The sequence below is a fragment of the Streptomyces sp. MS191 genome (assembly GCF_008042125.1).
Lineage (GTDB): Bacteria > Actinomycetota > Actinomycetes > Streptomycetales > Streptomycetaceae > Streptomyces.
Window position 1 is genome coordinate 1,548,672 of record NZ_RDBI01000040.1, and the last position, 25,481, is coordinate 1,574,152.

At 74.6% G+C, this 25,481-nt stretch carries 20 protein-coding genes; 13 read left to right on the forward strand and 7 right to left on the reverse strand.

The features are described from left to right. The first annotated feature begins 296 nt into the window (after positions 1-296). The 3 genes from EAO71_RS14090 to EAO71_RS14100 are packed head-to-tail and all read left to right on the forward strand — an operon-like array spanning position 297 to position 4,108. Complete coding sequence (locus EAO71_RS14090; protein WP_147978054.1) at positions 297-1,727, forward strand: hypothetical protein; 1,431 nt, start codon at positions 297-299, stop codon at positions 1,725-1,727. Between the two features lie 11 nt (positions 1,728-1,738). Beyond that, positions 1,739-2,794 (forward strand): glutamate ABC transporter substrate-binding protein, encoded by a 1,056-nt coding sequence (locus tag EAO71_RS14095; protein ID WP_147978055.1) that lies wholly within the window; start codon positions 1,739-1,741, stop codon positions 2,792-2,794. 15 nt (positions 2,795-2,809) lie between these two features. After that, positions 2,810-4,108, forward strand: a complete 1,299-nt coding sequence (locus EAO71_RS14100; protein ID WP_187282670.1) for a coiled-coil domain-containing protein — start codon at positions 2,810-2,812, stop codon at positions 4,106-4,108. Positions 4,109-4,142: 34 nt separating this feature from the next. Here EAO71_RS14100 and EAO71_RS40295 read toward each other — a convergent pair whose 3' ends face one another. Further along, positions 4,143-4,436 carry a hypothetical protein gene (locus EAO71_RS40295; protein ID WP_459112779.1) on the reverse strand — a complete coding sequence of 98 codons (294 nt, stop codon included), beginning with the start codon at positions 4,434-4,436 and terminating at the stop codon, positions 4,143-4,145. Between the two features lie 16 nt (positions 4,437-4,452). Here EAO71_RS40295 and EAO71_RS14105 point away from each other — a divergent pair, with 16 nt between their 5' ends. The 4 genes from EAO71_RS14105 (at position 4,453) to EAO71_RS14120 (ending at position 10,887) form a co-directional block, all read left to right on the forward strand. After that, entirely contained in the window at positions 4,453-6,678 is a 2,226-nt protein-coding gene (locus EAO71_RS14105) for a serine/threonine-protein kinase (RefSeq protein ID WP_459112780.1), read from the forward strand. Between the two features lie 2 nt (positions 6,679-6,680). Continuing rightward, positions 6,681-8,195 (forward strand): PP2C family serine/threonine-protein phosphatase, encoded by a 1,515-nt coding sequence (locus EAO71_RS14110; protein ID WP_147978056.1) that lies wholly within the window; start codon positions 6,681-6,683, stop codon positions 8,193-8,195. A 140-nt stretch (positions 8,196-8,335) separates the two neighbouring features. Beyond that, positions 8,336-9,676, forward strand: a complete 1,341-nt coding sequence (locus EAO71_RS14115) for a vWA domain-containing protein (protein WP_147978057.1) — start codon at positions 8,336-8,338, stop codon at positions 9,674-9,676. A 41-nt stretch (positions 9,677-9,717) separates the two neighbouring features. After that, the gene (locus EAO71_RS14120; protein ID WP_147978058.1) at positions 9,718-10,887 is read left to right on the forward strand and encodes an FHA domain-containing protein; all 1,170 of its coding nucleotides are present in this window, start codon (positions 9,718-9,720) and stop codon (positions 10,885-10,887) included. A 61-nt stretch (positions 10,888-10,948) separates the two neighbouring features. Here EAO71_RS14120 and EAO71_RS14125 read toward each other — a convergent pair whose 3' ends face one another. Next, positions 10,949-11,929 (reverse strand): methyltransferase domain-containing protein, encoded by a 981-nt coding sequence (locus EAO71_RS14125; RefSeq protein ID WP_147978059.1) that lies wholly within the window; start codon positions 11,927-11,929, stop codon positions 10,949-10,951. 117 nt (positions 11,930-12,046) lie between these two features. Between EAO71_RS14125 and EAO71_RS14130 the strand changes: the two genes are divergently transcribed. From EAO71_RS14130 to EAO71_RS14145, 4 genes are all read left to right on the forward strand, one after another. Further along, the gene (locus tag EAO71_RS14130) at positions 12,047-12,451 is read left to right on the forward strand and encodes a globin (protein WP_147978060.1); all 405 of its coding nucleotides are present in this window, start codon (positions 12,047-12,049) and stop codon (positions 12,449-12,451) included. Positions 12,452-12,660: 209 nt separating this feature from the next. Further along, on the forward strand, positions 12,661-16,050 hold the full coding sequence (locus EAO71_RS14135; protein ID WP_147978061.1) for an FtsX-like permease family protein: 3,390 nt from the start codon (positions 12,661-12,663) through the stop codon (positions 16,048-16,050). Between the two features lie 44 nt (positions 16,051-16,094). Continuing rightward, positions 16,095-18,866 (forward strand): FtsX-like permease family protein, encoded by a 2,772-nt coding sequence (locus EAO71_RS14140; protein ID WP_147979287.1) that lies wholly within the window; start codon positions 16,095-16,097, stop codon positions 18,864-18,866. Continuing rightward, complete coding sequence (locus EAO71_RS14145) at positions 18,863-19,813, forward strand: ABC transporter ATP-binding protein (RefSeq protein WP_147978062.1); 951 nt, start codon at positions 18,863-18,865, stop codon at positions 19,811-19,813. Before EAO71_RS14140 ends, EAO71_RS14145 begins: the two co-directional genes overlap by 4 nt. A 119-nt stretch (positions 19,814-19,932) precedes the next feature. Here EAO71_RS14145 and EAO71_RS14150 read toward each other — a convergent pair whose 3' ends face one another. The 5 genes from EAO71_RS14150 to EAO71_RS14170 form a co-directional block, all read right to left on the reverse strand. Further along, complete coding sequence (locus EAO71_RS14150; RefSeq protein WP_147978063.1) at positions 19,933-20,337, reverse strand: GNAT family N-acetyltransferase; 405 nt, start codon at positions 20,335-20,337, stop codon at positions 19,933-19,935. 43 nt (positions 20,338-20,380) lie between these two features. After that, entirely contained in the window at positions 20,381-21,055 is a 675-nt protein-coding gene (locus EAO71_RS14155) for a hypothetical protein (RefSeq protein WP_147978064.1), read from the reverse strand. Continuing rightward, a complete protein-coding gene (locus EAO71_RS14160; RefSeq protein ID WP_147978065.1) occupies positions 21,052-21,477 on the reverse strand; it encodes an acyl-CoA thioesterase in 426 nt (141 codons plus the stop codon). The genes EAO71_RS14155 and EAO71_RS14160 overlap by 4 nt, the downstream gene beginning before the upstream one ends. Positions 21,478-21,482: 5 nt before the next feature. Continuing rightward, positions 21,483-23,147, reverse strand: coding sequence for an energy-dependent translational throttle protein EttA (gene ettA / locus EAO71_RS14165; RefSeq protein WP_147978066.1), 1,665 nt, complete (start codon positions 23,145-23,147; stop codon positions 21,483-21,485). Positions 23,148-23,422: 275 nt separating this feature from the next. Further along, complete coding sequence (locus EAO71_RS14170; RefSeq protein ID WP_147978067.1) at positions 23,423-23,809, reverse strand: hypothetical protein; 387 nt, start codon at positions 23,807-23,809, stop codon at positions 23,423-23,425. Positions 23,810-24,465: 656 nt separating this feature from the next. On the opposite strand from EAO71_RS14170, the gene EAO71_RS14175 reads away from it, so the two are divergent. Next, positions 24,466-24,975 (forward strand): sortase, encoded by a 510-nt coding sequence (locus EAO71_RS14175; protein ID WP_147978068.1) that lies wholly within the window; start codon positions 24,466-24,468, stop codon positions 24,973-24,975. Positions 24,976-25,081: 106 nt separating this feature from the next. Further along, on the forward strand, positions 25,082-25,481 hold a 400-nt coding region (locus EAO71_RS37690), incomplete at its 3' end, for a class F sortase (protein ID WP_187282671.1).

The following is a 25,481-nucleotide window of genomic DNA, read 5'->3' on the forward strand; positions in this document are numbered from 1 at the left end:
GCCCGGGCGGCCCGCACGCGGTCCCGCGACCGGCACGGGAGACGGGGCGTCCCCTGACAAAGGGGGGCGCCCCGTTTCGACTTCACCCGTACGTGGTGGAACCGAACCCCGCCGCCGGGCGTATTCAAGGTGGGGGATCGCCTGCCGGGGCGAGTGGGGCATGCGGCAGGATAGGAACAAGATCGAGTCAATTCCGGTGTGCGGGTGGGCCCCTGAGGCCATACTGCTGGCCGGGTGGTCGTCTTCCGGACAGCGGAGGGGCGACGGCCGACGTCAGCGACCGAGGGGGAGGTCCCGTGACATATCCGCCGAATGCGCCCGCCGCCTCGGCGCCGGGCACGGCGCCCGCGCACCCGGGCGCCGCCGTCGGCGTGCCCGCCCAGCCGTCGGTGCCGCCGCCCGCCACCGCGCCGGACGCGGGGCCGGGGGCCTGGTCCGAGGTCAAGGAGCGGCTGCGCCGGGCCGCGACCACCGAGCCGGGCCGGCTGCAGATCCTCGGCGCCGTACTGGCCCTGCTGGTCGTCGCGTTCGGCGCGGTCACCGCACTCGAGGTCGCCGACCGGGCCTCCTCCGCCGACGACGTGGTCACCCGCAGCCAGCCGCTGAGCGCCGACGCCGCCGACATCTACCGCTCGCTCGCCGACGCCGACACCGCCGCCGCCAGCGCCTTCCTCTCCGGGGCGCAGGAGCCCGCGGACATCCGGAAGCGGTACGCCCAGGACATCTCGACGGCATCGAGGCTGCTGGTCAGGGCGGCGTCGAGCACCGAGGGCTCGACGGAGTCGGGCCGCGAGATCGCCACGCTGAACGAGCAGCTCCCCCGCTACACCGGGCTCATCGAGCGCGCCCGGGCCGCCAACCGGCAGGGCCTGCCGCTCGGCGGGGCCTACCTCCGTTACGCGAACCAGCAGATGACCACCGAGCTGCTGCCCGCGGCCGAGCGGCTCTACGAAGCCGAGACCGCGCGCCTCCACCAGGACGACGAGGACGCCCGCGACCGGCCGTACCTCTCCCTGCTGCTCGGGATCGCGGTGCTGCTGGTCCTGTTCTGGGCGCAGCGACGCAACTACCGGCTGACGAACCGGGTGTTCAACCACGGCCTGCTCGCCGCCACGGCCGCGTCGGTGATCGTGCTGCTGTGGCTCGGCACGGCGCACACGCTGGCGAGCGCCGGGCTGACGGACGCCCGGGAGCACGGCCAGAACTCGCTCCAGGTGCTCAACACCGCCCGCATCAGCTCCCTGAAGGCCCGGGCCAACGAGAACCTGACCCTGGTCGCGCGCGGCGCCGTCCTCACCGACGACGGCAAGAACGACAAGTACGAGACCGACTACACCACGAGCATGTCGGCGCTGACCGACGCCCTGGGCAAGGCCCGGGAACTGGCCGACGACGACGCGGGCCGCGGCCCGCTGACCGAGGCCGCCTCCCGCACCGGCGAATGGCAGCAGCGCCACAAGGGCGCCCGCGCCAAGGACGACGCGGGAGACTTCGAGGGCGCGTTGAGCCGGGTCATCGGCCCGAAGGAGTCCACCGGGCAGTCCTTCGACCAGATCGACGCGGCCCTGGAGCGGGCCCTGGACCACGAGCAGGCGGAGTTCACCGCGGCCGCCGAGAGCGGCCGGGGCGCGCTGACGGCCCTGCCGCTGGGCGCGGGCGTGCTCGCGGTGCTCGGCGCGGCGGGCGCCGTCATGGGGATCAACCGCAGGCTGTCGGAGTACCGGTGAGAGGGGGAGGGATGCACTACGGCGTCGACGACGCGGGGAGAGGCGCCCCGGCCGGACCCGGCCGACGGCCCCTGTCCCGGCTGCGCGGCTGGGGCGGGGTGGCGGCGATGGCCGTGGCCTGCGGGCTGACCGCCTCGCTGACCCTGCTGCCGCTGGCCCGCGGCGGCCACCGGGCCTCGGCCGCACCGGCGGTGAGCGGCCCCGGCGTCGGCATCGGCGTGCCGGTGCGGGCGGACAGCTGCGTGAACCCGGAGGCCTCGCTCAGCCCGTCCACCGCCGACGGCCCGTCGATCACCGCGATCAAGAAGCGCGGCAAGCTCGTCGTGGGCGTCGACCAGTCCAGCTACCGCTGGGGCTACCGGAATCCGGGCAAGCGCACGCTCGAGGGCTTCGACATCGACCTGGCCAAGGCCGTCGCCAAGGACATCCTCGGCAGCGAGGACAGCGTTATCTTCCGCGCCATCCCCACCAACCAGCGGATCGCGGCCCTGGAGAGCGGCAAGGTCGACCTCGTCGTCCGCACGATGACGATCAACTGCAAGCGGATCCGCCAGGTCGCCTTCTCCACGGCCTACTTCCAGGCCGGCCAGCAGGTCCTCGCGCCCAAGGAGGACTCCGCCATCCAGGGGTACGGCCCCTCCCTGAAGGGCAAGCGGGTCTGCACGGCCGAGGGCTCGACGGCCTACGAGGCCCTGGAGAAGAACTCCTTCGGCGCCGTCTTCAAGGACGAGGGCGACGGCACCAAGGACGACAAGGACCTCCTCACCGTCCCCAACCAGCTGGACTGCCTGGCCCGGCTCCAGCTCGGCGAGGTCGACGCCGTCGTCACGGACAACGCGCTGGCGGCCGGCCAGGCCGCGCAGGACCCGGCGATCGAGCTCAAGGGCGAGCCGTTCACCACGGAGTACTACGGCGTCGCCGCCAAGCTCGGCAACGACGACCTGGTCCGCCGGGTCAACCAGGTCCTGGTGCGGTACCGCCAGGGGCCCTGGCAGGCGGCGTACGACAAGTGGCTGAAGGCGGACCTGCCCGGGATATCCGGGCCGCCCGCACCCAAGTACAAGTAGAGCGAGAGGTGATCGATGGGCGTCACGGGACCCCCCGGGCCGGTGATGGACCGGGACGAGGTGGACCGTGCGCTGGCGCGGCTCGGCGCGGAGCACAAGGCCGTCGAGGACTCTCTCCTCGCCCTCCAGGACCACGCGGGCCGCAGGCTGCTCGAAGGCGCCGAGCTGACCGGGACCACCCGGGAGCGGTGGCACACCACCGAGGGCTCGATCACCCTGCTCTGGACCTACTTCGACGCCTACACCGCGGCCCTCTCGTCGGCACGTGAGCTCCGCGCGCGCCGGCGCTGGTCCAGCCGCGAGGACCTCGTCGAGCTGACCGACCGGCTGCGGGGCGAGAGCGTGCTGGTCTCCGGCGGCACCCAGCAGCCCGCCGCCTCCCTGACCGGGCCCGCCCGGCTCACCGAGCGCTTCACACTGGAGCGGCTGGTGGACCGGATGAACGAGCTGTACGCGTCCTCGCTCGACGTCGTCGTGAGCGCCGACGCCGTCTGGTCCGCGCTGCCCGCCCGGATAGACCTGCTCGCCGCGGAGCTCGGGCGGACGAGGTCGCTCGCCCACTCCGTCGGGGTGCGCCCCGGGGAGCACCCCGCCGGCGACGAACTGGACGCGATCACCGCGGAGCTGGGCTCGCTGCGCACCGAGGTCGTCACCGATCCGCTGGCCTTCTGGAAGCCCGCGGCGGGCAGTTCGGCGCCCGGCGGAGGCCGGCCCGACACCGCCCGCTACGACCGGGCGGCGCGCGCGCTGGAGGACGTACGGCGCGAGATCGAGGCGGTCCTCGCCGTCCGGAAGGACTCCGAGGAGCGGCTGCTGCGGCTGCGGGACGTGCTGTCGCGGGCCGACCGGACGCTCGCCGAGGCGCGGGCGGCGCGCGGGGAGGTCCTCGCCAAGATCGCCGCCTCGGAGGTGCCGGCCGTGAGCGGACCGCCGACGGTCCTCCAGGAACGGCTCGCCACGGCCGCCGAGTACCGCAGGCACGCCCAGTGGCACCGGCTCTCCCCTCTCCTGGAGTCCTTGGAGGTGGAGGCGGAGGACGAACTGCACCGTGCCCGGGAGTCCCTGACCGCCGTGACCGCGCCGCTCGCGGTCCGCGCCGAGCTGCGCGGCCGGCTCGACGCGTACAAGGCGAAGGTGGCGCGGCTCGGAGCGGCCGAGGATCCGCTGCTGATCGAGCGGTACGACACGGCGCGCCGGATGCTGTGGAGCGCGCCCTGCGATCTGCGGGTCGCCGAGCAGGCGGTGCTGCGATACCAGCAGGCGGCGGCAGAGGTTCTGTCCGGGCCGAGAGACGGCAGGGGGAGTCAGTGGTGAGCGGAGGAGCGGGAGAGGCAGTGGTGGGCACCTGTCAGCGCCCCTCGTGCGAAGGCTCGTACGAGGACATGGGCGGCGGCGAGCTGTACTGCGACACCTGCGGTCTGGCCCCGGTGGTGGCTCCCGGGGGCATGCTCCGTTCCACACCGACCGGGCTGGCCGTGGCGGGCAGGGGCGGTTCGGGTTCCGGCTCGGCCCGCTCGTCGTCGCGCGCGTCCTCGGCCACGTCGTCGGGCGCCTCGGCCCGCTCGTCGCGCTCGTCGCGTTCCGCCACGTCCAGGCGCTCGGTGTCCGGGCGGCTCTCCCGTGCCCTGTCGGGCAACAGCACCGGGCGTTCGGTCTCGGTGCGCAGTTCCGGCGCGTCGACCGGCCAGTCCGGGCGCAACCGCCTGGGCGCCGGCCTGGTCTCGATCCCGGAGGTACCGCGCCCCGACCCGCGGGCCGCGGTGATGGAGAACCCCGAGGTCCCCGAGCGGAAGCGATTCTGCTCGCGCTCCGACTGCGGTGCCCCGGTGGGCCGCGCGCGCGGCGAACGGCCCGGGCGCACGGAGGGGTTCTGCACCAAGTGCGGCCACCCCTACTCCTTCGTGCCGAAGCTGCGCGGCGGGGACGTCGTGCACGGCCAGTACGAGGTCGCGGGCTGCCTCGCCCACGGCGGTCTGGGCTGGATCTACCTCGCCGTCGACCGGGCGGTCTCCGACCGCTGGGTGGTCCTGAAGGGCCTGCTCGACACCGGCGACCAGGACGCGATGGCCGCGGCGATCTCCGAGCGCCGCTTCCTCGCGGAGATCGAGCACTCCAACATCGTGCGGATCTACAACTTCGTCGAGCACCTCGACCAGCGCACGGGCTCCCTGGACGGCTACATCGTCATGGAGTACGTCGGCGGCAAGGCCCTCAAGGAGATCGCCAACGACCGCCGGACGCCGGACGGGCGCCGTGACCCGCTGCCGGTGGAGCAGGCGTGCGCGTACGGGATCGAGGCCCTGGAGGCGCTCGGCCACCTGCACAGCCGGAACCTGCTGTACTGCGACTTCAAGGTCGACAACGCGATCCAGACCGAGGACCAGCTCAAGCTGATCGACATGGGCGCGGTGCGGCGGATGGACGACGACGAGTCGGCCATCTACGGCACGGTCGGCTACCAGGCGCCGGAGGTGGCCGAACTCGGGCCGTCGGTGGCCAGCGACCTCTACACGGTGGCGCGCACGCTCGCCGTCCTGACCTTCGACTTCCAGGGCTACACGAACGTCTTCGTGGACTCGCTGCCGGACCCGGACCACATCGAGGTCTTCCGGACGTACGAGTCCTTCTACCGGCTCCTGGTGCGCGCCACGGACCCCGATCCGGCGCGCCGCTTCGCGTCCGCGCAGGAGATGGCCGAGCAGCTGACCGGCGTCCTGCGGGAGGTCGTCGCCCTGCAGTCGGGCCGGCCGCGGCCGGCGCTGTCGACGCTGTTCGGCTCGGAACTCCGCGTGACGGACACGCAGTTGTTCGCCGAGCTGACCGAGGACGTCTCGGTGCTGGGCGCCCGGGAGTCCCGCGGCGGGCGCCGGCGGACCACGCCGGCGGCTCCGGCGCTGCCGCCGGGCGCCCCGGCCCTCCCGTCCGCCGCACCCGGCCCCGGGGCCCCCGCGGGTCCCTTCCTGACACCGGTCGACGGGAAGTCCACCTCGCTCGCGCTGCCCGTGCCACGGGTCGACCCGGGCGACCCCAACGCCGGTTTCCTGGCCGGCCTGATGGCCTCGGCCCCGGCCGAGCTCATCAGCGCCCTGCACACCGCGCCGGCGCCCTCCCTGGAACTGCGGCTGCGCGAGCTGCGGGCCCGCCTGGAGATGGGCGACCTCGGCTCGGCGGGGCGCGCCCTGGCCACCCTGGAGGAGCAGCATCCGGACGACTGGCGGGTGGTCTGGTACCGCGGCGTCACGTCCCTGGTGACCGGCGACCACGAGAACGCCGCGGTCTCCTTCGACGCCGTCTACGACGCCTTTCCCGGGGAGCCCGCCCCGAAGCTGGCGCTGGGCATCTGCGCGGAGGTGCTCGGCCAGCTCGACAACGCGGCGGAGTACTACCGCCTGGTGTGGACGACCGATCCGAGTTACGTCAGCGCCGCGTTCGGGCTCGCCCGGGTGCAACTGGCCGCGGGCGACCGGGCCGCGGCCGTGCACACCCTGGAGTCGGTCCCGGAGGCGTCCATCCACTACACCGCGGCGCGGGTCGCGGCGGTGCGGGCGCGGCTGCGGCGACGCACGGCGCACGATCCGCTCGGCGGCGATCTGACGGCCGCCGCGGCACAGGTCTCGGCACTGCAGGGGTTCGGTCTGGACGCGGTCCGCCGGGAGCAGTTGGCGACGGAGGTCCTCGGTACCGCGCTCGACTGGGTACTCTCCGGAAGTCCCGGTGCGGGGCCTGGCGGCACGCGGCTGCTCGGCAGTGAACTGGACGAGCGCGGACTGCGCTTCGGCCTCGAACGCTCGTACCGGGTGCTCGCCCGGCTCGCTCAGCGTGGCGAGGAGAGGATCGAACTGGTGGAGCGGGCCAACCGTTTCCGCCCCCGGACGTGGGTGTGAGTATGTCCCAGATGCCCCAGCACGAACTCTCCGCCTGCCCCGGCTGCGCGGAACCGCTGGATTCGAACGACCGGTTCTGCGGGGCGTGCGGCCACGACCTGTCGGCCGCGGCCGCGCCGGAGCCGGATCGCCCGACGATCGCGATCGGCACCCCGGTCGACTGGCCGGAGGCGCCGTCCCGCGAGCCGGGTTCGCTGTCCACCTCGACCCAGCACCCGGGCGACCTTCCCGGCACGGACTCGGGTGGCCGCGAACTCGCGGCGACGCCGCCCGCCCAGGGGGCGTCGGGAGCCGAGGCCGCGGCGGCCTCGGCCGAAGCCGGGCGGCCCGCCCGGGACCTGCCGACGATCCCGGTCCGCACGGACGGGCCGCACGCGGCGGCCACGTCCGGCGACGGCCTGGCGGCCCTGGCCGCGGGCGGGCAAGGCCCCGCCCGCGGCGCGACCGTCCCGGCCCAGGCGCCCGCGCCGACGGCTCCCGCGGCCGACGGCGACTTCCGGCTCGCCGCACCCGACCCGCGCACCGCCGCCGCGCAGCCGCCGGCCGCGTCCGCACCGCAGGCACCGCCCGCTCCCTCCGCTCCGCCCGCCGGTTCCAAGGTCTGCGTCGCCTGCCGGGCCGGCCACGTCGACCCCGACGGCTACTGCGAGAACTGCGGGCACGCGCAGCCGCGCGAGCGCGACCACATGGAGCAGGAGCTCGCCACGGTGGCCGCCGTCAGCGACCGCGGACTGCGCCACCACCGCAACGAGGACGCCTTCGCCGTCGCCGCCACCACGCTGCCCGGCGGCGCCCCCGCCACGCTGGCGATCGTCTGCGACGGCGTCTCCTCGGCGACCCGCCCCGACGAGGCGTCCGCCGCCGCCGCGGACACGGCCGGCCGCTCGCTGCTCGCCGCCCTGCCCCGGGGCACCAACCCGCAGCAGGCCATGCACGAGGCGATCGTCGCCGCCGCCGAGGCGGTCAACGCCCTCGCCGAGGACCCGGCGCAGGACGCCATGGAGCACGATCCGCACCGCCACCAGAACGCCCCGGCGTGCACCATCGTGGGCGCGATCGTCGCCGACGGCCTGCTGATCGTCGGCTGGATCGGCGACAGCCGCGCCTACTGGGTGCCCGACGACCGCACCACCGCACCCGCGCGGCTCACCCAGGACGACTCCTGGGCGGCCCAGATGGTGGCCGCCGGCCTGATGAACGAGGCCCAGGCGTACGCGGACGAGCGGGCCCACGCCATCACCGGCTGGCTGGGCGCCGACGCGTACGAACTGGAGCCGCACACCGCCGCGTTCAAGCCGGACCGCTCCGGCGTGGTCGTGGTCTGCACCGACGGGCTGTGGAACTACGCGGAGGCCGCCGAGGAGATGGCGCGGGTCGTGCCGGCGGACACCGCGGGACGGCTGCTGCACGGCGCCCAGGTGCTGGTCGGCCATGCCCTGGACGGCGGGGGCCACGACAACGTAACAGTGGCGCTGCTGCCGTTCACCTTCGCGCCGCAAGGGGCAGGATCGGCCTGAAAGGTCGCCCTCGTCCCGTCCTCGACCCCCTGATTCCGCCGCGGGCCCCACGGCCCCTTCCCCTTCTTGTCCCGCTGTTCCGTGACACGTGCCGTCCCGACGACGCGCGTCGTCACGCTGTTGCCGAGGAGCCCGATCAGATGGCGAACTTCTCCAAGTCGAACGTGCCGCAGTTCTCGGTGGACGTGTACCAGAACGAGTTCCTGCCGGAGGGCGGGCGCGAGGTCAGCGCCATCGTCACGGTCACCTCGACCGGCGGCGGGACGAGCGGCGGGGCCGCGCTCGCGGACGCCCGCCCCGGTGGCGGGAGCGACGCCGCCGTGGTGATCATGGTCGACTGCTCCGGCTCGATGGACTACCCGGCGACCAAGATGCGGGGCGCGCGCGAGGCGACCGCCGCCGCCATCGACACCCTGCGCGACGGCACCTCCTTCTCCGTGGTCGCCGGCACGCACGTGGCCGCCGAGGTCTACCCGGGCAACGGCCGCCTCGCCGTCGCCGACGCCACGACCCGCGCCCAGGCCAAGGACGCGCTGCGGCGGCTGACCGCGGGCGGCGGGACGGCGATCGGGACCTGGCTGCGGCTCGCGGACCGGCTCCTGGCGTCCGCGGACGTGGCGATCCGGCACGGCATCCTGCTGACCGACGGCCGCAACGAGCACGAGTCGCCCGAGGCGCTGCGGGACGCGCTGGACGCCTGCGCGGGACGCTTCACCTGCGACGCCCGCGGCGTGGGCACGGACTGGGAGGTCAAGGAGGTCACCGGCATCGCCTCGGCGCTGCTGGGCACCGCCGACATCGTCGCCGACCCCGGGGGCCTGGCCTCGGACTTCACCACGATGATGGAGAACGCCATGGGCAAGGAGGTCGCGGACGTCGCGCTGCGCCTGTGGACCCCGGTCGGCGTGGAGATCCAGTTCGTGAAGCAGGTGGCGCCGACGGTGGAGGCGCTGACCGACCGGCGCACCGAGGCGAGCCCCCGGGCCGGCGACTACCCGACCGGATCGTGGGGCGACGAGTCCCGCGACTACCACGTGTGCGTCCGCGTCCCCCAGGCCGCGGTCGGCCAGGAGATGCTCGCCGCCCGGGTCTCGCTGATCGTCCCGGACCCCGCGGGAGGCGCCCCGCAGACGCTGTCGCAGGGACTGGTACGGGCGGTCTGGACGGACGACATGGCCATGTCCACGTCCATCAATCCGCAGGTCGCGCACTACACCGGACAGGCCGAGCTGGCCCAGGTCATCCAGCAGGGACTGGACGCCCGCAAGTCCGGCGACCACGACGGGGCGACCGCCAAACTGGGCCGCGCGGTCCAGCTGGCCGCGGCCTCCGGGAACGCGGACACTGCGAAACTCCTTTCGAAGGTGGTGGACGTCGTGGACGCGGCGACCGGTACTGTGCGTTTGAAGGCGAAGGTCGCGGAAGCGGACGAGATGACTCTCGAGACCCGCTCCACCAAGACGGTTCGCGTCAAGAAGTAGCCCGGCCAGGGGGCCGGACGACGAGAGGGGGAAGCACCGACATGCCGACCTGCCCGAACGGACATCAGTCGGTCTCCGACGACTGGTGCGAGGTCTGCGGCCATCGCATGGCCGGGGCGGGCGCGCCGGCGGGTGCCGTACCGCCGCCTCCCCCGCCGCCACCGCCCGCGTACGGCTACCCCGGACCGGCCGGTCCGGGCCCCGGCGTCCCGCCGCCGGCCTCCGGCGGCTTCGGCCCCGGTGGCGACCCGAACGCGACGGCCCAGGCGGAGCTGTGCCCGCAGTGCCGCACGCCGCGTGAGCACATGGCGCCGTTCTGCGAGGAGTGCCGCTGGAACTTCCTCACGAACACCGCGACCTCCTACACGCCGGTGGCTCCCCCCTCGCAGCAGCAGAGCCCGCCGCCCGGGCTGAACCTGCCGCCGGGCTTCCAGTCGCCGCCGCGCCAGCCGGACCCGTACGAGTACCAGGGCTCGCGGCCGTCGCAGATGAACCGGCCCGCCGAGCCCCTGTCGGCCGACCCCACGCACCACCAGGCACCGCCGCAGCGTCCACCGATGCAGCAGCAGCCGCCGCAGGGGTACCAGCAGGCACCGCCGCCGCCTCCGCCGTCCTTCTTCCAGAGCCCGCAGGCGCCGCAGCACCAGCAGCCGGCGCCCCAGGCCCCGCCGCAGCACCAGACGTCCGGCGGGGGCGACGACTGGATGCTGCCGCCGCCCTCGCAGCAGCAGGCGCCGCAGGCCCCGATGCAGCAGCAGCACGTACCGCAGCCGCCGCAGCAGCAGTACCAGCCGCCCCGGCCGCCCGCGGGCTGGTCGGCGTACATCGGCCCGGACCGCGACTACTTCATGGCGATGATGCAGCGCAGCGGCCCGGAGGCCACGGGCCTGAACCTGCCCGCGTACTCCCCCGAGAAGCAGCTGACGCTCCAGGGCAACCAGATCAGCATCGGCCGTCGCCGCCACTCCACCGGCGAGTCGCCCGACATCGACCTGGCCGTGCCGCCGGAGGATCCGGGCGTCTCGCACCAGCACGCGGTGCTGGTGCAGCAGCCGGACGGCTCGTGGGCGGTGGTGGACCAGAACTCCACCAACGGCACCACGATCAACGGCGCCGAGGAACCGATCCAGCCCTACGTCCCCGTCCCGCTCCAGGACGGCGACCGGGTGCACGTCGGCGCCTGGACCACGATCACGATCCGCCGCGGATAGCCGGGCCGGTCGGCCCCGTCACACGGTCCGGGATCCCGCCCCGCGGGGTCCCGGCCGCGGGTCAGCCGGGCGGCAGCGGCCAGGCGTACGGTCCCTCCGGATCGTCCAGCCAGGCCCACTGCCGGGCCTCCCGCATCGTCACCCCGAAGCGCTCCCGCTCCGGCCGCCTCTCGCGCTGCCAGAGCGAGAGCGCTTCGCGCGTGTCCAGGCTCTCCTCCGCCAGCGTCCGCAGGAAGCGGAACCCCTCGTCCTCGAAGACCTGCCGGGGCAGCCCCATCGGCCGCCCCCGGGGGCGACGGGTACGGGTGCCTCCCCCGCGCAGCGCCACGAAGTACGCCGAGGTGGGCAGGAAGCGCCCCTCCGCGTGGTCGGCGTCCCGCACCCGCAGCAGGATCAGCCCGGTCGACAGCGGGGCCAGGACGAGCGCGCCGGGGCGGCACTGGGCGAGCCAGGCGTGCGGTACCGACGGCACCGTGCAGGTCGCCACGATCCGGTCGAAGGGCGCGCGCTCCGGGCAGCCCCGCGACCCGTCCCCGGTGATCACCGCGGGCCGGTGTCCCGCGGCGGCCAGATGGGTCCGGGCGGACTCGGTGATCTCCTCGTCCAGATCGACGGAGGTGACGTGCCCGTCCCCGAGCCGGTGGGCGAGCAGGGCCGCGTTGTAGCCGGTGCCGGCGCCGATCTCCAGGACGTCGTCCCCGTCCCGGGGCGCCAGGGCCTCCAGCATCCGCGCCATCAGGGAGGGCTGGCTGGCGGAGGAGATCAGCTCGCCGTCCCGGACCCGGGTGGCCAGCGGCGCGTCCCGGTAGGCCCCGCGCAGCCAGCGGTCCCGCCGGACCGGGTCGGGGTCGTCGCACCAGACGCGTTCGTAGCCGCGGACGCCCGAGACGAAGTAGTAGGGGACGAACAGGTGCCGCGGCACCGCGGCGAAGGCGGCGCGCCAGGCGGGGTCGCGCAGCACGCCGTACGCCTCCATCTCCCGTACGAGTGCCCGTCGCGCCCGCTCGCCGGCCTCGGCGAAGACGTCCGGCTGTGCGCCCATGCCTCCACTCTCCTGCGCGGCGGCGTGCGGGGCGACCGTCGCGGCGGGGCGCGGGGTGCCCGCCGGGGAGGTCCCGGACCTCCGGTCGCGGCACCGGGCATCTGAGACGATGGAACGGTGAACGAGATTCCGCGCGGCACGCTTCAGGAGCAGACCTTCTACGAGCAGGTGGGTGGCGAGGAGACCTTCCGTCGCCTCGTCCGCCGCTTCTACCAGGGAGTCGCGGAGGACCCCCTGCTGCGCCCGATGTACCCCGAGGAGGACCTCGGCCCCGCGGAGGAGCGCCTGGTGCTCTTCCTGATCCAGTACTGGGGCGGCCCCCGCACCTACAGCGACCACCGCGGCCACCCCCGGCTGCGGATGCGCCACGCGCCCTTCACGGTGGACCGGGCGGCGCACGACGCCTGGCTGCGGCACATGCGCGACGCCGTCGACGAACTCGCCCTCGCGCCGGAGCACGAGCAGCAGCTGTGGAAGTACCTGACCTACGCGGCGGCGTCGATGGTGAACACCGCCGACTGACGCGCCGGCGCCGCCCCGGCACCGGGCTCCGGGGGCGCCGCGGGTCGGAGTGACGCATTCCGGTGTCGCGGACCCGAATAACGGTCACGATCGAGTCAAGGTCACGGTGCAAGCGGTTACCCCGGCCACCCGCCCTCTGAAAGCATCCGAGGAACGTGCGTTCGGTGCGTTCGGTGCGGACCACGGGTCCGGTGGGTTCAGGGGGATGGGTGACGGGGTTCGTACTTCTGCGCGTCAGGGCGCACCGACTGCTGCTCGCCGCGGCCCTGCTCGCCGTTCTGCTGACCACCTCCGTGCTGGCCACGCTCGCCGCCTTCTCGGGGTCCATCGGCAACGCGGCCCTCCGGAGCACGCTCCAGGGCCGGTCCGCGCCCGCCGCCGCCCTGGTCGTCAGCGGACAGGTGCCGGTGGCCCAGCGCGAGACCGCCGACGCGGCGGCCCGGAAGGCGGCCGGCCGGACCTTCGACGGACTGCCCGTGACCGTCCGGAAGCTGGAGCGGTCGGGCCCCTACGCGCTGCCCCGGACCCTCCAGGAGCCGGCCGCCCGTCTCGGCGAGCCGGACCTCACCCACTTCGCCGCGCTCGACCGCTCGCGGCTCGCCCTCGTGAAGGGCGCCTGGCCCACCGCCGGAGCGGGCCCCGTGATCGAGGTGGCGCTCCCCGAGGAGGCCGCCGCACGCCTGCGGACCGGCCCGGGCACCGTGCTCGACCTGCCCGACCGGCTCGGCGGGAAGCCGGTGAAGGCGCGGATCACCGGCGTCTACCGGCCGGTCGATCTCACCGACCCGTACTGGCAGTTGGACCAGGCCGGCGGCCGGGGCGTGAAGACCGTCGTGTTCACCACCTACGGTCCGCTGCTCGCCGACCCCGCCGTCCTCGGCTCCGGGCGGGTCACCGTCGGCGAGACGGCCTGGATGGCCTCGGCCGACTTCGGCGGCGTCGACACCGGACGGATGGACGCGCTGCGCGACGCCGCCACCAGGACGCCGGCGGCGCTCACCGCCGACACCACGTCCTTCGGCGGCGCCGTCGCCGCGCGCACCGCGCTGCCCACGGTCCTGGATCAGACCGGCCGGGCCCTGCTCGTCTCCCGCTCCACCCTGATGATCGTCGCCGTGCAGCTGGTCCTGCTCGCCGCGTACGCCCTGCTGCTCGTCGCCCGGCTGCTCTCCTCGGAACGCTCCGGGGAGACCGAACTGCTGCGCGCCCGCGGCGGCTCGCGGCGCCGGATCGCCTCGCTCGCCGCCGTCGAGGCGCTGCTGCTCGCGCTGCCCGCGGCCGTGCTCGCGCCGCTGCTCGCCGGCCCGCTGACCCGGCTGCTCGCCGACCGCTCGGCGCTCGGCTCACTCGGCGTGCGGCTCGACGACGCCCCGGCCGGACAGGTGTGGCTGGTCGCCGTCCTGGTCGCGGTGTGCTGCGCCGCCGCCGTCGTGGCCCCCGCGCTGGCCGCCGGGGACGGGGGCACCGTCTCGCTCCGCAAGGGGCGGGCGTCCGCCCTGCCCGGGCCGGTGCGGGCCGGCGCCGACATCGGCCTCCTCGTCGTCGCGGCCGTCGCGTACTGGCAGCTCGACCGCCAGACCGGCACGGGCGGGGGCGGCGGCGCGCTGACCGGCGACCGCGAGGGCGGCCTCGGCATCGACCCGCTGCTGGTCGCCGCGCCGGCGCTCGCGCTGCTCGCCGGCACCGTGCTGACCCTGCGCCTGCTGCCGCCCGCCGCCAAGCTCGCCGAGCGGCGCGCCGCGGGCGGGCGGGGGCTGCCCGCCGCACTCGCCGGCTGGCAGTTCAGCCGTCGTCCGCTGCGCGGCGCGGGTCCGGTGCTGCTGCTCGTCCTCGCGGTCGCGATGGGCATGCTCGCCATCGGGCAGAGCGCGTCCTGGGACCGGTCGCAGGCCGACCAGGCCGACTTCCGCATGGGCACCGCCGTCCGGGTCCTGGTCAACGGCGTCACCGACCCGGCACAGGCACGTGCGTTCACGGCCCTGCCGGCCGTCCGCTCGGTCGCCCCCGCGCACCGCGGCACGATGGACTTCGCCGGCAACCACACGGCCACCGTCCTCGCCCTCGACACCGTGCACGCCGCCGACGGCGTGCTGCTGCGCGACGACCTCACGGACCGTCCGGCCGCCTCGCTGCTGAGGTCGCTGGCACCGGAGGCGGGGCCGCGCCCGGGACTTGCGCTGCCCGCCGGAGCCACCGGACTGGCCCTGGACCTGCGGCGCACGGCCCCGCCCGGCACCCTCCCGGCCCGGGTGACGGTCGTCGTCGAGGACCGGTACGGCATCCCCTACCGCCAGCTCCTCGGTCCGCTGCCGTCCGACGGCAGGACGCACCGGCTCACGCTCGACCTGCGGCCGCAGGCGGGCATCGCCGAGGAGGCGGGCGGCGGCGCGGGAACCACCCGCCAGGCCGCCGCGAGGACGGCGGACGCCGGATCCGCCGGGCGAACGACCCTGACCGGTCTGGAGCTGGACGGGCAGGTCACCAACGGCGAGGGCGGCGGCCAGACCCTGACCGTCGCGCGCCTCGCGTCCCTGCACGACGGCGCGGAGCGCCCCCTGGCCACCGGAACGGCGCTCGGCTCCTGGACCACCGAGTACCACGAGACGTCGAAGGGCGACCCGCAGAAGCCGGCCCGTCTGACGGGGCGGGCCACCGCCGGCACGCCGTACGAGGTCGGCTTCCAGGCCGGCACCACCTCGCCGGCCGGCCCCTTCCCGGGGCAGGAGGACTACGGCCTGCGGGTCGCCGCCCCCCGGCCCGCTCCCCCCGAGACCGTGCCGGGCCTGGCCAGCGACGCCTTCCTGGCGGCGTCCGGGGCGAAGCGCGGCGACCGGGTCGAGGTGTCCCTCGGCGGCCTGAAGCTGAACGTGACGATCACGGGCAGCGCCCGCGAACTGCCGACCACCGGCTCCGGCGCCACGTCCCCCTCCGCGACCGCCCCCGCGGCCACCCCCGACGACGGGGGCGCGCTCCTGGTCGACCTGCACGCGGCCAACCAGTACCTCTCCCGCGTCCCCACCGCGACCCTCGCCCCCACCGAGTGGTGGCTGACGACCGCGCCCGGCCGCTCCGCCGAGGTCGCGAAGGCGCTGCGCGCCCGGCCCGACGCCGATCCGGCGCAGGTCCTGGTGCGGGACGAGGCCGCCGCCGAGCWGCTCGGCGATCCGCTCGGGGCCGGCCCGAACGCGGCACTGATGGCGGTGGCCGTCGCCGCGGCCGCGCTCGCCGCGGTCGGCTTCGCCGTCAGCGCCGCCGGCTCCACCCGCGAACGTTCCGCCGAGTTCGGCGTGCTGCGGGCGCTCGGCGCCCCGCGCCGCCAGCTCGCCCGGCTGATCGCCGCCGAGCAGGGCCTGCTCGTCACCATCGGCCTGCTCGTCGGTCTGGCGCTCGGCGCGCTGCTGACCCGGGCCGTCGTCCCGCTGGTCGTCCTGACCGGCCAGGCCGGCCGGCCCGTCCCCACCGTCCTGGTCCAGCTGCCGCCCGGCCAGGTGGCCCTGCTGCTCGCCGGGGTCGCCGTGCTGCCGCTGCTGATCGTCTCCGCGATCGCGCTGCGCCGTACCGACCCGGTCGTGACCCTGCGCCACCAGGGGGACCAGTGACGAGCACCGCACCCGCCAGGACGCCCGACAGGAAGGCCACCGAGATGCCCCGCACGTCCACCCGGGCCGTGGCGCCCTGGGTACGGACCCGGCTGCGGACCGCCCCCGGAGCGGCGGGCGCCTTCGCGCTGCTCGTCCTGGTGACCGCGTTCCTCGCCGCGGCTCTCCCGCGGGCCGTCGACAGCTACGAGACCGAGGGGCTGCGCCACGCCATCCGCACGGCCCCGCCCCGCACCACCGTCCTCGACATCACGACCGGCCCGCCGGCCTCCGACCTCCCGCCGGCGAGCCGCGAGGCCGCGGTGCTCCCCATGCCGCTGGCCCGTCAACGGGCCGCGCTGGAGAAGGTGATCCCGGCCCCGCTGCGCCTCGATCCCGAGCAGTCGGTCCACGGCGTGCGGACCAGCAAGCGGGTCACCGGGCTCGACCGCTGGCTTCCGCAGCCGTACGGCCTGCCGCCCGAGTTCGTCCTCAGCACGCCGTCGAGCCTCGACCGGCACGTGACCGTGCGGGAGGGGCGGCTGCCCGCGACGGCGGACGCGACGACGGGGAGCGAGGCCGCGGTCACCGCGGAGACGGCGAAGTCGCTGCATCTGAAGGTCGGTTCGGTCGTGCACCTGCCGGCCCTGTACGCGGGCCGGCCGCTCGCCGTGACCGTCACCGGCATCGTCGAGCCGGTGCGCCCGCAGAGCGCCTTCTGGTCCGTCGAGCCGCTGCTGCGCACCCCCTCCTACGCGGTGAAGCCCGGCGGCATGGACCCGCTGTACTACTGGCAGGCGGCGCTGCTCCTGCCGCCGGCCGGCGCTCCGACCCTGCTGTCGACCGCCGGGGAGCCGGAACTGTACTGGCGGTTCGCCCCCACCGCCGGCCATCTCACCGCCCAGGACGAGACGCGGCTCGGCGAGGCGATCGCCTCGCTCACCGGCGGGCCCGACCTGGTGAAGGTCCGTCAGGCCGTCGGCCCCACCGGCGCCGTCTCCACCGACCTCGACGAGGTCGTCGGCTCCTACGGCGGGATGCGCGCGGCGATCGCCCCGGTCGTGGCCGTCGCCGCCTTCGGCATCGGCTCGGTCGCCGCGGTCGTCCTCGCCATGACGGGCGGCCTCCTCGCGAACCGGCGCGCCGCCGAGCTGGGGCTGCTGCGCTCGCGCGGCGGCTCACTGACCGGGATCGGCGGCCGGCTGCTGGGCGAGACGGCCGTCCTGGCGCTGCCCGCCACCGGACTCGGCCTGCTGGCGGCCACCCTGCTGCTGCCCGAGGCCCGCTTCCTGCCCGCGCTCGCCGCCGCCGGGGCCGTCGCCCTGCTCGCCTGCCTGGCGCTCCCGCTGCGCGCCGTGTTCCTGCACCGCAGGCCCCTCGTCCACGGCGGGCGCGACGACCTCGTCGACGCCCGCCCGTCCCGGGGCCGTACGGTCACCGAACTCACCCTCCTCGTGCTGGCCGCGGGCGCGGTCGCCGCACTGCGCCGGCGCGGCACCGACGACGCCGGGGACTACCTGGTGAGCGCGGCACCCGTGCTGGTCGCGCTGATCGCCGCCCTGGTGCTCGTACGGCTGTACCCGCTGCCGCTGCGCTGGGCGGCACGGCCCGCCCGCAGGCTGCGCGGCGCGGTCGGCTACCTGTCGCTCGCCCGGGCCGCCCGGTCCTCGGCGATCGGGGCGCTGCCGCTACTCGCCCTGCTCGTGGCACTGACGACGGCGGCCTTCGGCGGTTCGGTGCTGGCCGGCGTCGCGGACGCCCGCGACCGGGCGGCGCTCCTGGAGACCGGCGCGGACGCGCGGATCTCCGGGGCCGCCGACGCCGTGCCGCTGCCCGGCGGTCTGGCGGAGGCCGTGCGCGGCACGACGGGGGTCCGGGACGTGACCGCCGTCCAGATCGAGTACGGCGTCTCCCTGCCGACCGGCACCGGGGAGTCGCCGGAGACGACGAGCGCCCCGCTGGTCGGGGTCGATCCGGAGTCGTACACCCGCCTCGCCCGGCGGACCGGCTTCGGCCCCTTCCCCGCCGACCTGCTCCGGTCCACCGGAACCGGCGGCAAGGTCGACCACTCCCGGATCCTGCCGGCCGTCGCCTCGCCCGCGGTCGCGGCGCGGCTGGGCACGGAACCGCGGGACATGGTGACGGCGGCCGGCGAGTTCCGGGTCCGGATCGTCGCCGTGCGGTCCGCCACGCCGGCCCTGTCCGGCGCCGACTTCCTGCTCGTCAACGGGGCCGACCTGACCCACCGGGCGAACACCACGCTGCTGGCCACCGGCCCGTCCGCGGACGGCAAGGCGCTGCGGGCGGCGGTGGCGGCGAAGTCCCGTGAGTTCGCCGTCGTCCTGCGCACGGAGCGACTCGCCACGTACGTGGACTCGCCGATGCAGTCGGGCGCCGAGCTGATCTACCTGACGGCGATCGGGGCGGGCGCCGGCTACGCCGTCCTCGCGGTGCTCCTCTCGCTGCTCCAGTCCTCGCCCGAGCGGGCCACGCTGCTGGCCCGGCTGCGGACGATGGGCCTGACCCGCGGGCAGGGCCGACGGCTGCTCGGTCTGGAGGCCCTGCCCCAGACCCTGCTGGCGGCGGTCGGCGGGACGCTGGTCGGCTGGGCGACGATCATGCTGCTCGCCCCGGGCGTGGACCTGGTCAGGCTCGCCCTCTCCGCGACACCGGGGCTCGCCGTGCTCGACAGCGCCCCGCTGCGCGCGGACCCCTGGTCGCTGGTCCTCCCCGCGGTCGGTGTCGTGGTGCTGACAGGGGCGGCGGCGCTGCTGCAGGCGGCGTGGGCGGCACGCAGAGGCTCGATCAAGGAACTCAGGGCAGGAGACGCACGATGACGACGACCGACACCTCGCTGGCCGAGCTGGAGCGCCGGGCGACGGCCCGGCGCGACCGCCCTTCGTACGGCCACGACGCGCTCATCGCCTGCGACCGGCTGGTGCGCATCTTCACCACCGACGGGGTGGAGGTGCAGGCGCTCCAGGGCCTCGACCTCCTGGTCAAGGAGGGCGAGTTGATGGCCCTGGTCGGCGCCTCCGGCTCCGGCAAGTCGACGCTGATGAACATCCTGGCGGGCCTGGACGTGCCGACGGCGGGCGCGGCCAAGGTCGCGGGCTGCGACCTGCTCGCGATGGACGCCAAGGCCCGGCTGCGCTACCGGCGGGACGTGGTGGGCTTCGTCTGGCAGCAGACGGCACGCAATCTGCTGCCGTACCTGACGGCCGCCCAGAACGTGGCACTGCCGATGCAGTTGCGGGGCCGGTCGAGCCGCGCGAAGAAGGCGCAGCGGGCGGAGGAACTGCTGACCATGCTGGAGGTCGCGGACTGCCGGGACCGCCGCCCGTTCCAGATGTCCGGCGGGCAGCAGCAGCGGGTCGCGATCGCGGTCGCGCTGGCCAACTCGCCGTCCGTCCTGCTCGCGGACGAGCCGACGGGCGAGCTGGACTCGGCGACGGGCGAGCAGGTCTTCGCGGCGTTCCGGCGGGCGAACGAGGAACTGGGCACGACGATCGTCATCGTGACCCACGACCAGACGGTCGCCTCCGAGGTCCGCCGCACGGTCGCCATCCGCGACGGCCGCACGTCCTCCGAGGTGCTGCGCCGCACGGAGGTCGACGAGGCGGGCCAGGAGTCCCTGGTGGCACGCGAGTACGCGATGCTCGACCGCGCGGGGCGGCTGCAGCTGCCGGCGGAGTACACGGAGGCGCTGCGCATGGAGCACCGCGTCATGCTGGAACTGGAGCAGGACCACATCGGGGTCTGGCCGGACGACGCGGAACGCTGAGGGCGGCGCGCGGCGAGGTCGTCACCTCTGTCGTCGTGCGCGTCCGCGAGGAGCACCGGGCGAGCTCGACGGGKRCTTCGCGGCCTSCTGGCCGGGGCGGGCGGGGTCCGCGGTGGAACTCAGCCGTCGAGGGCCAGCAGCCCGGCGCTGGTGGGGCGGAAGCCGCACCGCTCGTAGAACGCGGTGAGGTGCGGTTCGAAGTCGACGTGCAGCCAGTGCGCGCCGCTCTCGCGAGCGGCATCGGCTGCGGCCCGCACGAGCGCGACGCCGAGGCCCTGCCGCCGCTCGTCGGGGTGGACGGTCGTGTCCAGCACGAAGGCGTGCGCGCCGCCGTCCCCGACGACGTTCACGTATCCCACCAGCCTGTCCCCGCGGCGCGCGGTCACCCACAGGAGGCTGCGGGCGAGGACGGGCGCGAAGTCGGTGGACCGATGCCCCGGCCAGSAGGCCGCGAAGYMCCCGTCGAGCTCGGCCGGGGTGAGTGCGGCCCGTACGCCCAGGACGGGAGTGTGCGTGATCGTCATGCGCGTCACTGTGCCACGGACGGAGCCGCGGCTGGGGGGACGGTCAGTGGCCGTGCGGCCGGGCGGTCGGGGTGACCGAGAGGGCCGGGGCGACCGTGCGGAGCGCGATCGACCCGTAGGGGGTGCGCAGGCGGAGCCAGGGCCCGGCGGCGAGCAGCGCGACCGGCACCTCCGGCACGGGCGGCAGGAAACCGAGCGACTGCGCGGCGTGGACGCCTCGCAGCGGGAGGCCGGTGCCCGCCACCGTCCGCGACCAGATCTCGCGGCCGATGCGGTCCCGCTCGGCCCGCGTCCGCCGCTCCTGCGGCAGTTCCTCGTCCCGTGCCCGGAACTCGGCGACGGCGGCGGCCACCGCGGCACGCAGCTCCGCCGCGTCCGGCACCCCGGCCACCGGTTCCCAGCCGCCGCGCGGGGGCAGGACCCCCGCCCACGGCGGTCCGGTGACGGCGTCCGGGACGACGGCCTTGCCGGCCGACTCCTCGATGCCTTCGAGGAGTTCGCCGGCGGAGACGGTGACGTCCAGATCGACCGCGTCGACGAGCCGCGCGGTCCGGACCGCCAGCACCTCGAACGACGGCGGCCTGCCGAAGACGGCCAGCGCCCCGCCGCCCGCCTGGAGGCGGACGGCGGCGGCCCGGTCGTAGCGGAGCAGCCGGCCCAGGAAGGCGGCGAGGTCGGCCGCCTCCCTGGCGTCGTCGAAGTGCAGCGGCGCGATCATGCGGCGGACGTCATCCCGTCGTCCATGTACTCCTCGAGGAACATGCGCTCCTCGGCGGAGATGCGGCGCGGCCGCTGCGCGGCCAGGTCGAACGGCACGACGACCGTGGAGGCCCGGACGTACACCGTCCCGGGGTCCTTGATCTCGTACGCGATCGTCAGCGACGCCGCACCCATCTTCGTCACCCACGACTCGATGGTGACCGGCTCGTGCCGGTGCACCAGGGGCCGTATGTAGTCGATCTCGTGGCGGGCCACGACGGACCCGCCCGAGAAGGACGGAGAACCGTCCCCGGGCGCCAGCCGGAACATGAAGTCGATCCGCGCCTCTTCCAGGTACCGCAGGAAGACGACGTTGTTGACGTGCCCGAAGGCGTCCATGTCCGACCAGCGCAGGGGGCAGCTGTAGATGTGCCTCGTCACAGACCTCAGCCTCGGGTCAGCTTCTTGTACGTGGCGCGGTGCGGACGAGCCGCGTCCGGGCCGAGACGCTCGATCTTGTTCTTCTCGTAGGACTCGAAGTTGCCCTCGAACCAGAACCACTTCGAGTCGCCCTCGTACGCCAGGATGTGCGTGGCGACCCGGTCCAGGAACCAGCGGTCGTGGGAGACGACCACGGCCGCACCCGGGAACTCCAGGAGCGCGTTCTCCAGCGAGGAGAGGGTCTCGACGTCGAGGTCGTTGGTCGGCTCGTCGAGGAGCAGCAGGTTGCCGCCCTGCTTGAGGGTGAGCGCGAGGTTGAGGCGGTTGCGCTCACCGCCGGACAGGACGCCGGCCGGCTTCTGCTGGTCCGGGCCCTTGAAACCGAAGGCGGAGACGTAGGCACGCGACGGCATCTCGACGTGGCCGACGTTGATGTAGTCGAGCTCGTCGGAGACGACGGCCCACAGCGTCTTCTTCGGGTCGATGTTGGCGCGGCTCTGGTCGACGTACGAGATCTTGACGGTCTCGCCGACCTTGATGGAGCCGCTGTCCGGGGTCTCCAGACCCTGGAGCATCTTGAAGAGCGTGGTCTTGCCGGCGCCGTTCGGGCCGATGACGCCGACGATGCCGTTACGGGGCAGCGTGAAGGACAGGTCGTCGATGAGGACCTTCTCGCCGAAGGCCTTGGAGAGGTTCTCGACCTCGACGACGATGGAGCCCAGACGCGGGCCCGGCGGGATCTGGATCTCCTCGAAGTCCAGCTTCCGCATCTTGTCGGCCTCGGCCGCCATCTCCTCGTAACGGGCGAGACGGGCCTTCGACTTGGCCTGACGGCCCTTGGCGTTGGAGCGGACCCACTCCAGCTCCTCCTTCAGACGCTTCGCACGCTTGGCGTCCTTCTGGCCCTCGACCTTGAGGCGGGTCGCCTTGGTGTCGAGGTAGGTGGAGTAGTTGCCCTCGTAGGGGTGGGCGCGACCGCGGTCGAGCTCGAGGATCCACTCGGCGACGTTGTCGAGGAAGTACCGGTCGTGGGTGACGGCGACGACGGTGCCGGGGTACTTGGCGAGGTGCTGCTCCAGCCACTGCACGGACTCGGCGTCCAGGTGGTTGGTGGGCTCGTCGAGGAGCAGCAGGTCGGGCGCCTCGAGGAGCAGCTTGCAGAGCGCGACGCGGCGCTTCTCACCACCGGAGAGGTTGGTGACGGCCCAGTCGCCGGGCGGGCAGCCCAGCGCGTCCATGGCCTGCTCGAGCTGCGCGTCGAGGTCCCAGGCGTTGGCGTGGTCCAGGTCCTCCTGGAGCTTGCCCATCTCCTCCATCAGCGCGTCCGAGTAGTCGGTCGCCATGAGCTCCGCGACCTCGTTGAAGCGCTTCAGCTTCCCCATGGTCTCGGCGGCGCCGTCCTGGACGTTCTCGAGGACCGTCTTCGACTCGTCGAGCGGGGGCTCCTGGAGGAGCATGCCGACGGTGAAGCCCGGGGACAGGAACGCGTCACCGTTGGACGGCTGCTCCAGTCCGGCCATGATCTTGAGGACGGTGGACTTACCGGCACCGTTAGGGCCGACCACACCGATCTTCGCACCGGGCAGGAAGCTCAGCGTCACGTCATCGAGGATGACCTTGTCGCCGTGCGCCTTGCGCGCTTTGCGCATCGTGTAGATGTACTCAGCCAAGAGAAACCGTCCGGCAAAGAGTGAGTGGGCAGATACACCCCATCTTGCCTGACCGCCACCCCTGGGGGCGAACCAGTACCAGCCCCGGTCCCTGACCTGCGGCTTCTCCGGTCACCCCGGTAGCCGCCCCGTCACTGCCGGTCGCCACGGGCCGCTCCACGCCCCCTCGCGACCCCTCGCACGCCCCCTCGCACGACCCGCTGACGGCCTCGCCGCCCGCGAGGACGCGCCCTCCGGCCGACCGACCGCCCCGCACACGTGTCGTGACGTGGCGGTCACGTGGTCGGTGCGCCGCCGGGATCACCCGGATCGGCCTTCCGGCTGAACTCGTCCGTGCACCCCCCGGAAACCGGGTCCCGGGTGAAGCAGGCGACGAAGGAGGACGGGGAGCCGTAGAAGGCCAATGCCATGCCCTCGCAGTCCACGCCGTCGAACGTGACCTCGCCGTACGTCCCCGAGAGGGACACGGCTCCGTGCTGCCGGGCCGCGATCCCGGAGCACTGGGCGCCGATCCCCGCCTCGTCCAGGCCCTGGGCGGTGAACGTGCCGTCGTCCTTGAACTCGACCGTCCTCCCGTCGAAGTCCGACCACACGCCCGCCAGCTGGTCAACGGTGTCGACCTCGACCGGGTAGACGGAGCAGGAGGTCAGGAGGAATGCCACCGCGCATCCCCACGCGGTGCCCGTGAACGCACGTCGTATCCGCTGATGCCGGCCGGCAGCCATACGGCCCCGCCTCTCGTGTCTCGCACATGCCCGGTAGCGACGCCCCAAGGAAGCGGCGAACATCATCTTGAACATGTTCAAGTCTGTTGTCAACGGGGCTGGGGCGCGCTTCGCGACGACGGCCCGCAGACCCGCGCCACATCCGGCCCGGCAGGCGGGGAACCGGACCTTCCCCCGGGCCGAGCACGCCGCCGGAGGCAGTTCCGACGGTGGCCCATGCCCACCGGCGATCGCCGACCCGGTGGCCCATCCCCCATCGCCCGGTCAGGGCGTGGTCGACGACGCGCGTGCCCTCCGTCCTGCCGGCTCCGGATCGCCCGTTCGGGGCGGTCGGGGCCCCGGCGCGCCCCGGTTCCGGCGGCGGCCGCTACCCCGTTCGCACCCGCCGGGGTCGCGCGTTCCGTGCGGGGGGTGTCGTCTTCGCCACCTGCGGTGACGAGGGCGAAGGAGACGATCTTGCCGCCGAGCGGGTGACCCTGCGTCAGGCTCTCGCGTTGCGAGCGCCGGAAGCCGGTTATTGCCTCGTGCTCGGAGCACAGCACAGGCGCCGCGCACCCGGGCCGGCCGAGAACGCTCCGCTGAAGGAGAGAAGCATGCGTCTCGCACACGCACGTCACACCGGTCTGCAGGCCGCCCTGATCGTGGGCGTCCTCGCCCTGTCCGCCCCCGCCGCCGTCGCCGCGGCCGGGGAAGGGAGCGGGGACGTCCGCATCAGCCCCCGGAAGGCCGCTCCGGGCAGCACCGTCACCGTCAGCACCACCGCCTGCGGCAAGGAGACGTACGGCAAGGGCGAGTCGGAGGCGGGCGGGAAGTTCCACCTCTTCGCCGGTGACCGCAAGGGCGTGCTGGTGGGCGAGTTCACACTGCCGGCCGACGCCCCCTCGGGGACCGACACCGTGACGCTCAAGTGCCCGCCGCGCATCAAGCTGACCGCCACCTACCAGATCTCCGGCCGCCCCAACGGCGCCGTCGACGCCGGCTTCGGCGGGGACGCCTCGAAGGGGACGCAGCTCGCCGTGGGCGGGCTGCTGCTCGCCGGAGCGGTGACCGGCGGGGTGATCCGGATGCGCCGGCGCTCCGCGGGCTCCGGTACCGCGGCCTGACGGCTCGTCCACCGACCGGCCTCCGCCGTCCCGTCCCCCGGACGGACGCCGGAGGCCGGTGTCCCCACGGGCCGCGTGCCCGCCGTCGAGCAAAGGCGCCACCACGATGGACAGAGGCCGCAGGAAGAGCCGTGGCGACACCGCGCTGCGCTGTGTCCCCGCGTTCAAGACGCTCGCCTGGACCGGGCTCCTCGGCTCCCTGCTGCTGGCCAACGCGCTGCGCGGGACCGAGCCTCCGCAGCCCGCGGCCACGCAGGCCCGCCCGGCCGCGCGGCCCGCTCCCCCGGCCGCCCCGCGGCTCCTCCCGGACCCGCTGCCGCCGTCCGATCCGGTCCGGATCGTGATTCCGGCGGTCGCGATCGACGCCCCCCTGACCGGGCTGGGACTGGACGCCACGGGCACGCTGCTGCCGCCACCCGCGACGAAGCCCGAGCTGGCCGGCTGGTACGCCGACGGGACGTCACCCGGCGCCGCGGGGACGGCCGTCGTGACCGGGCACGTGGACT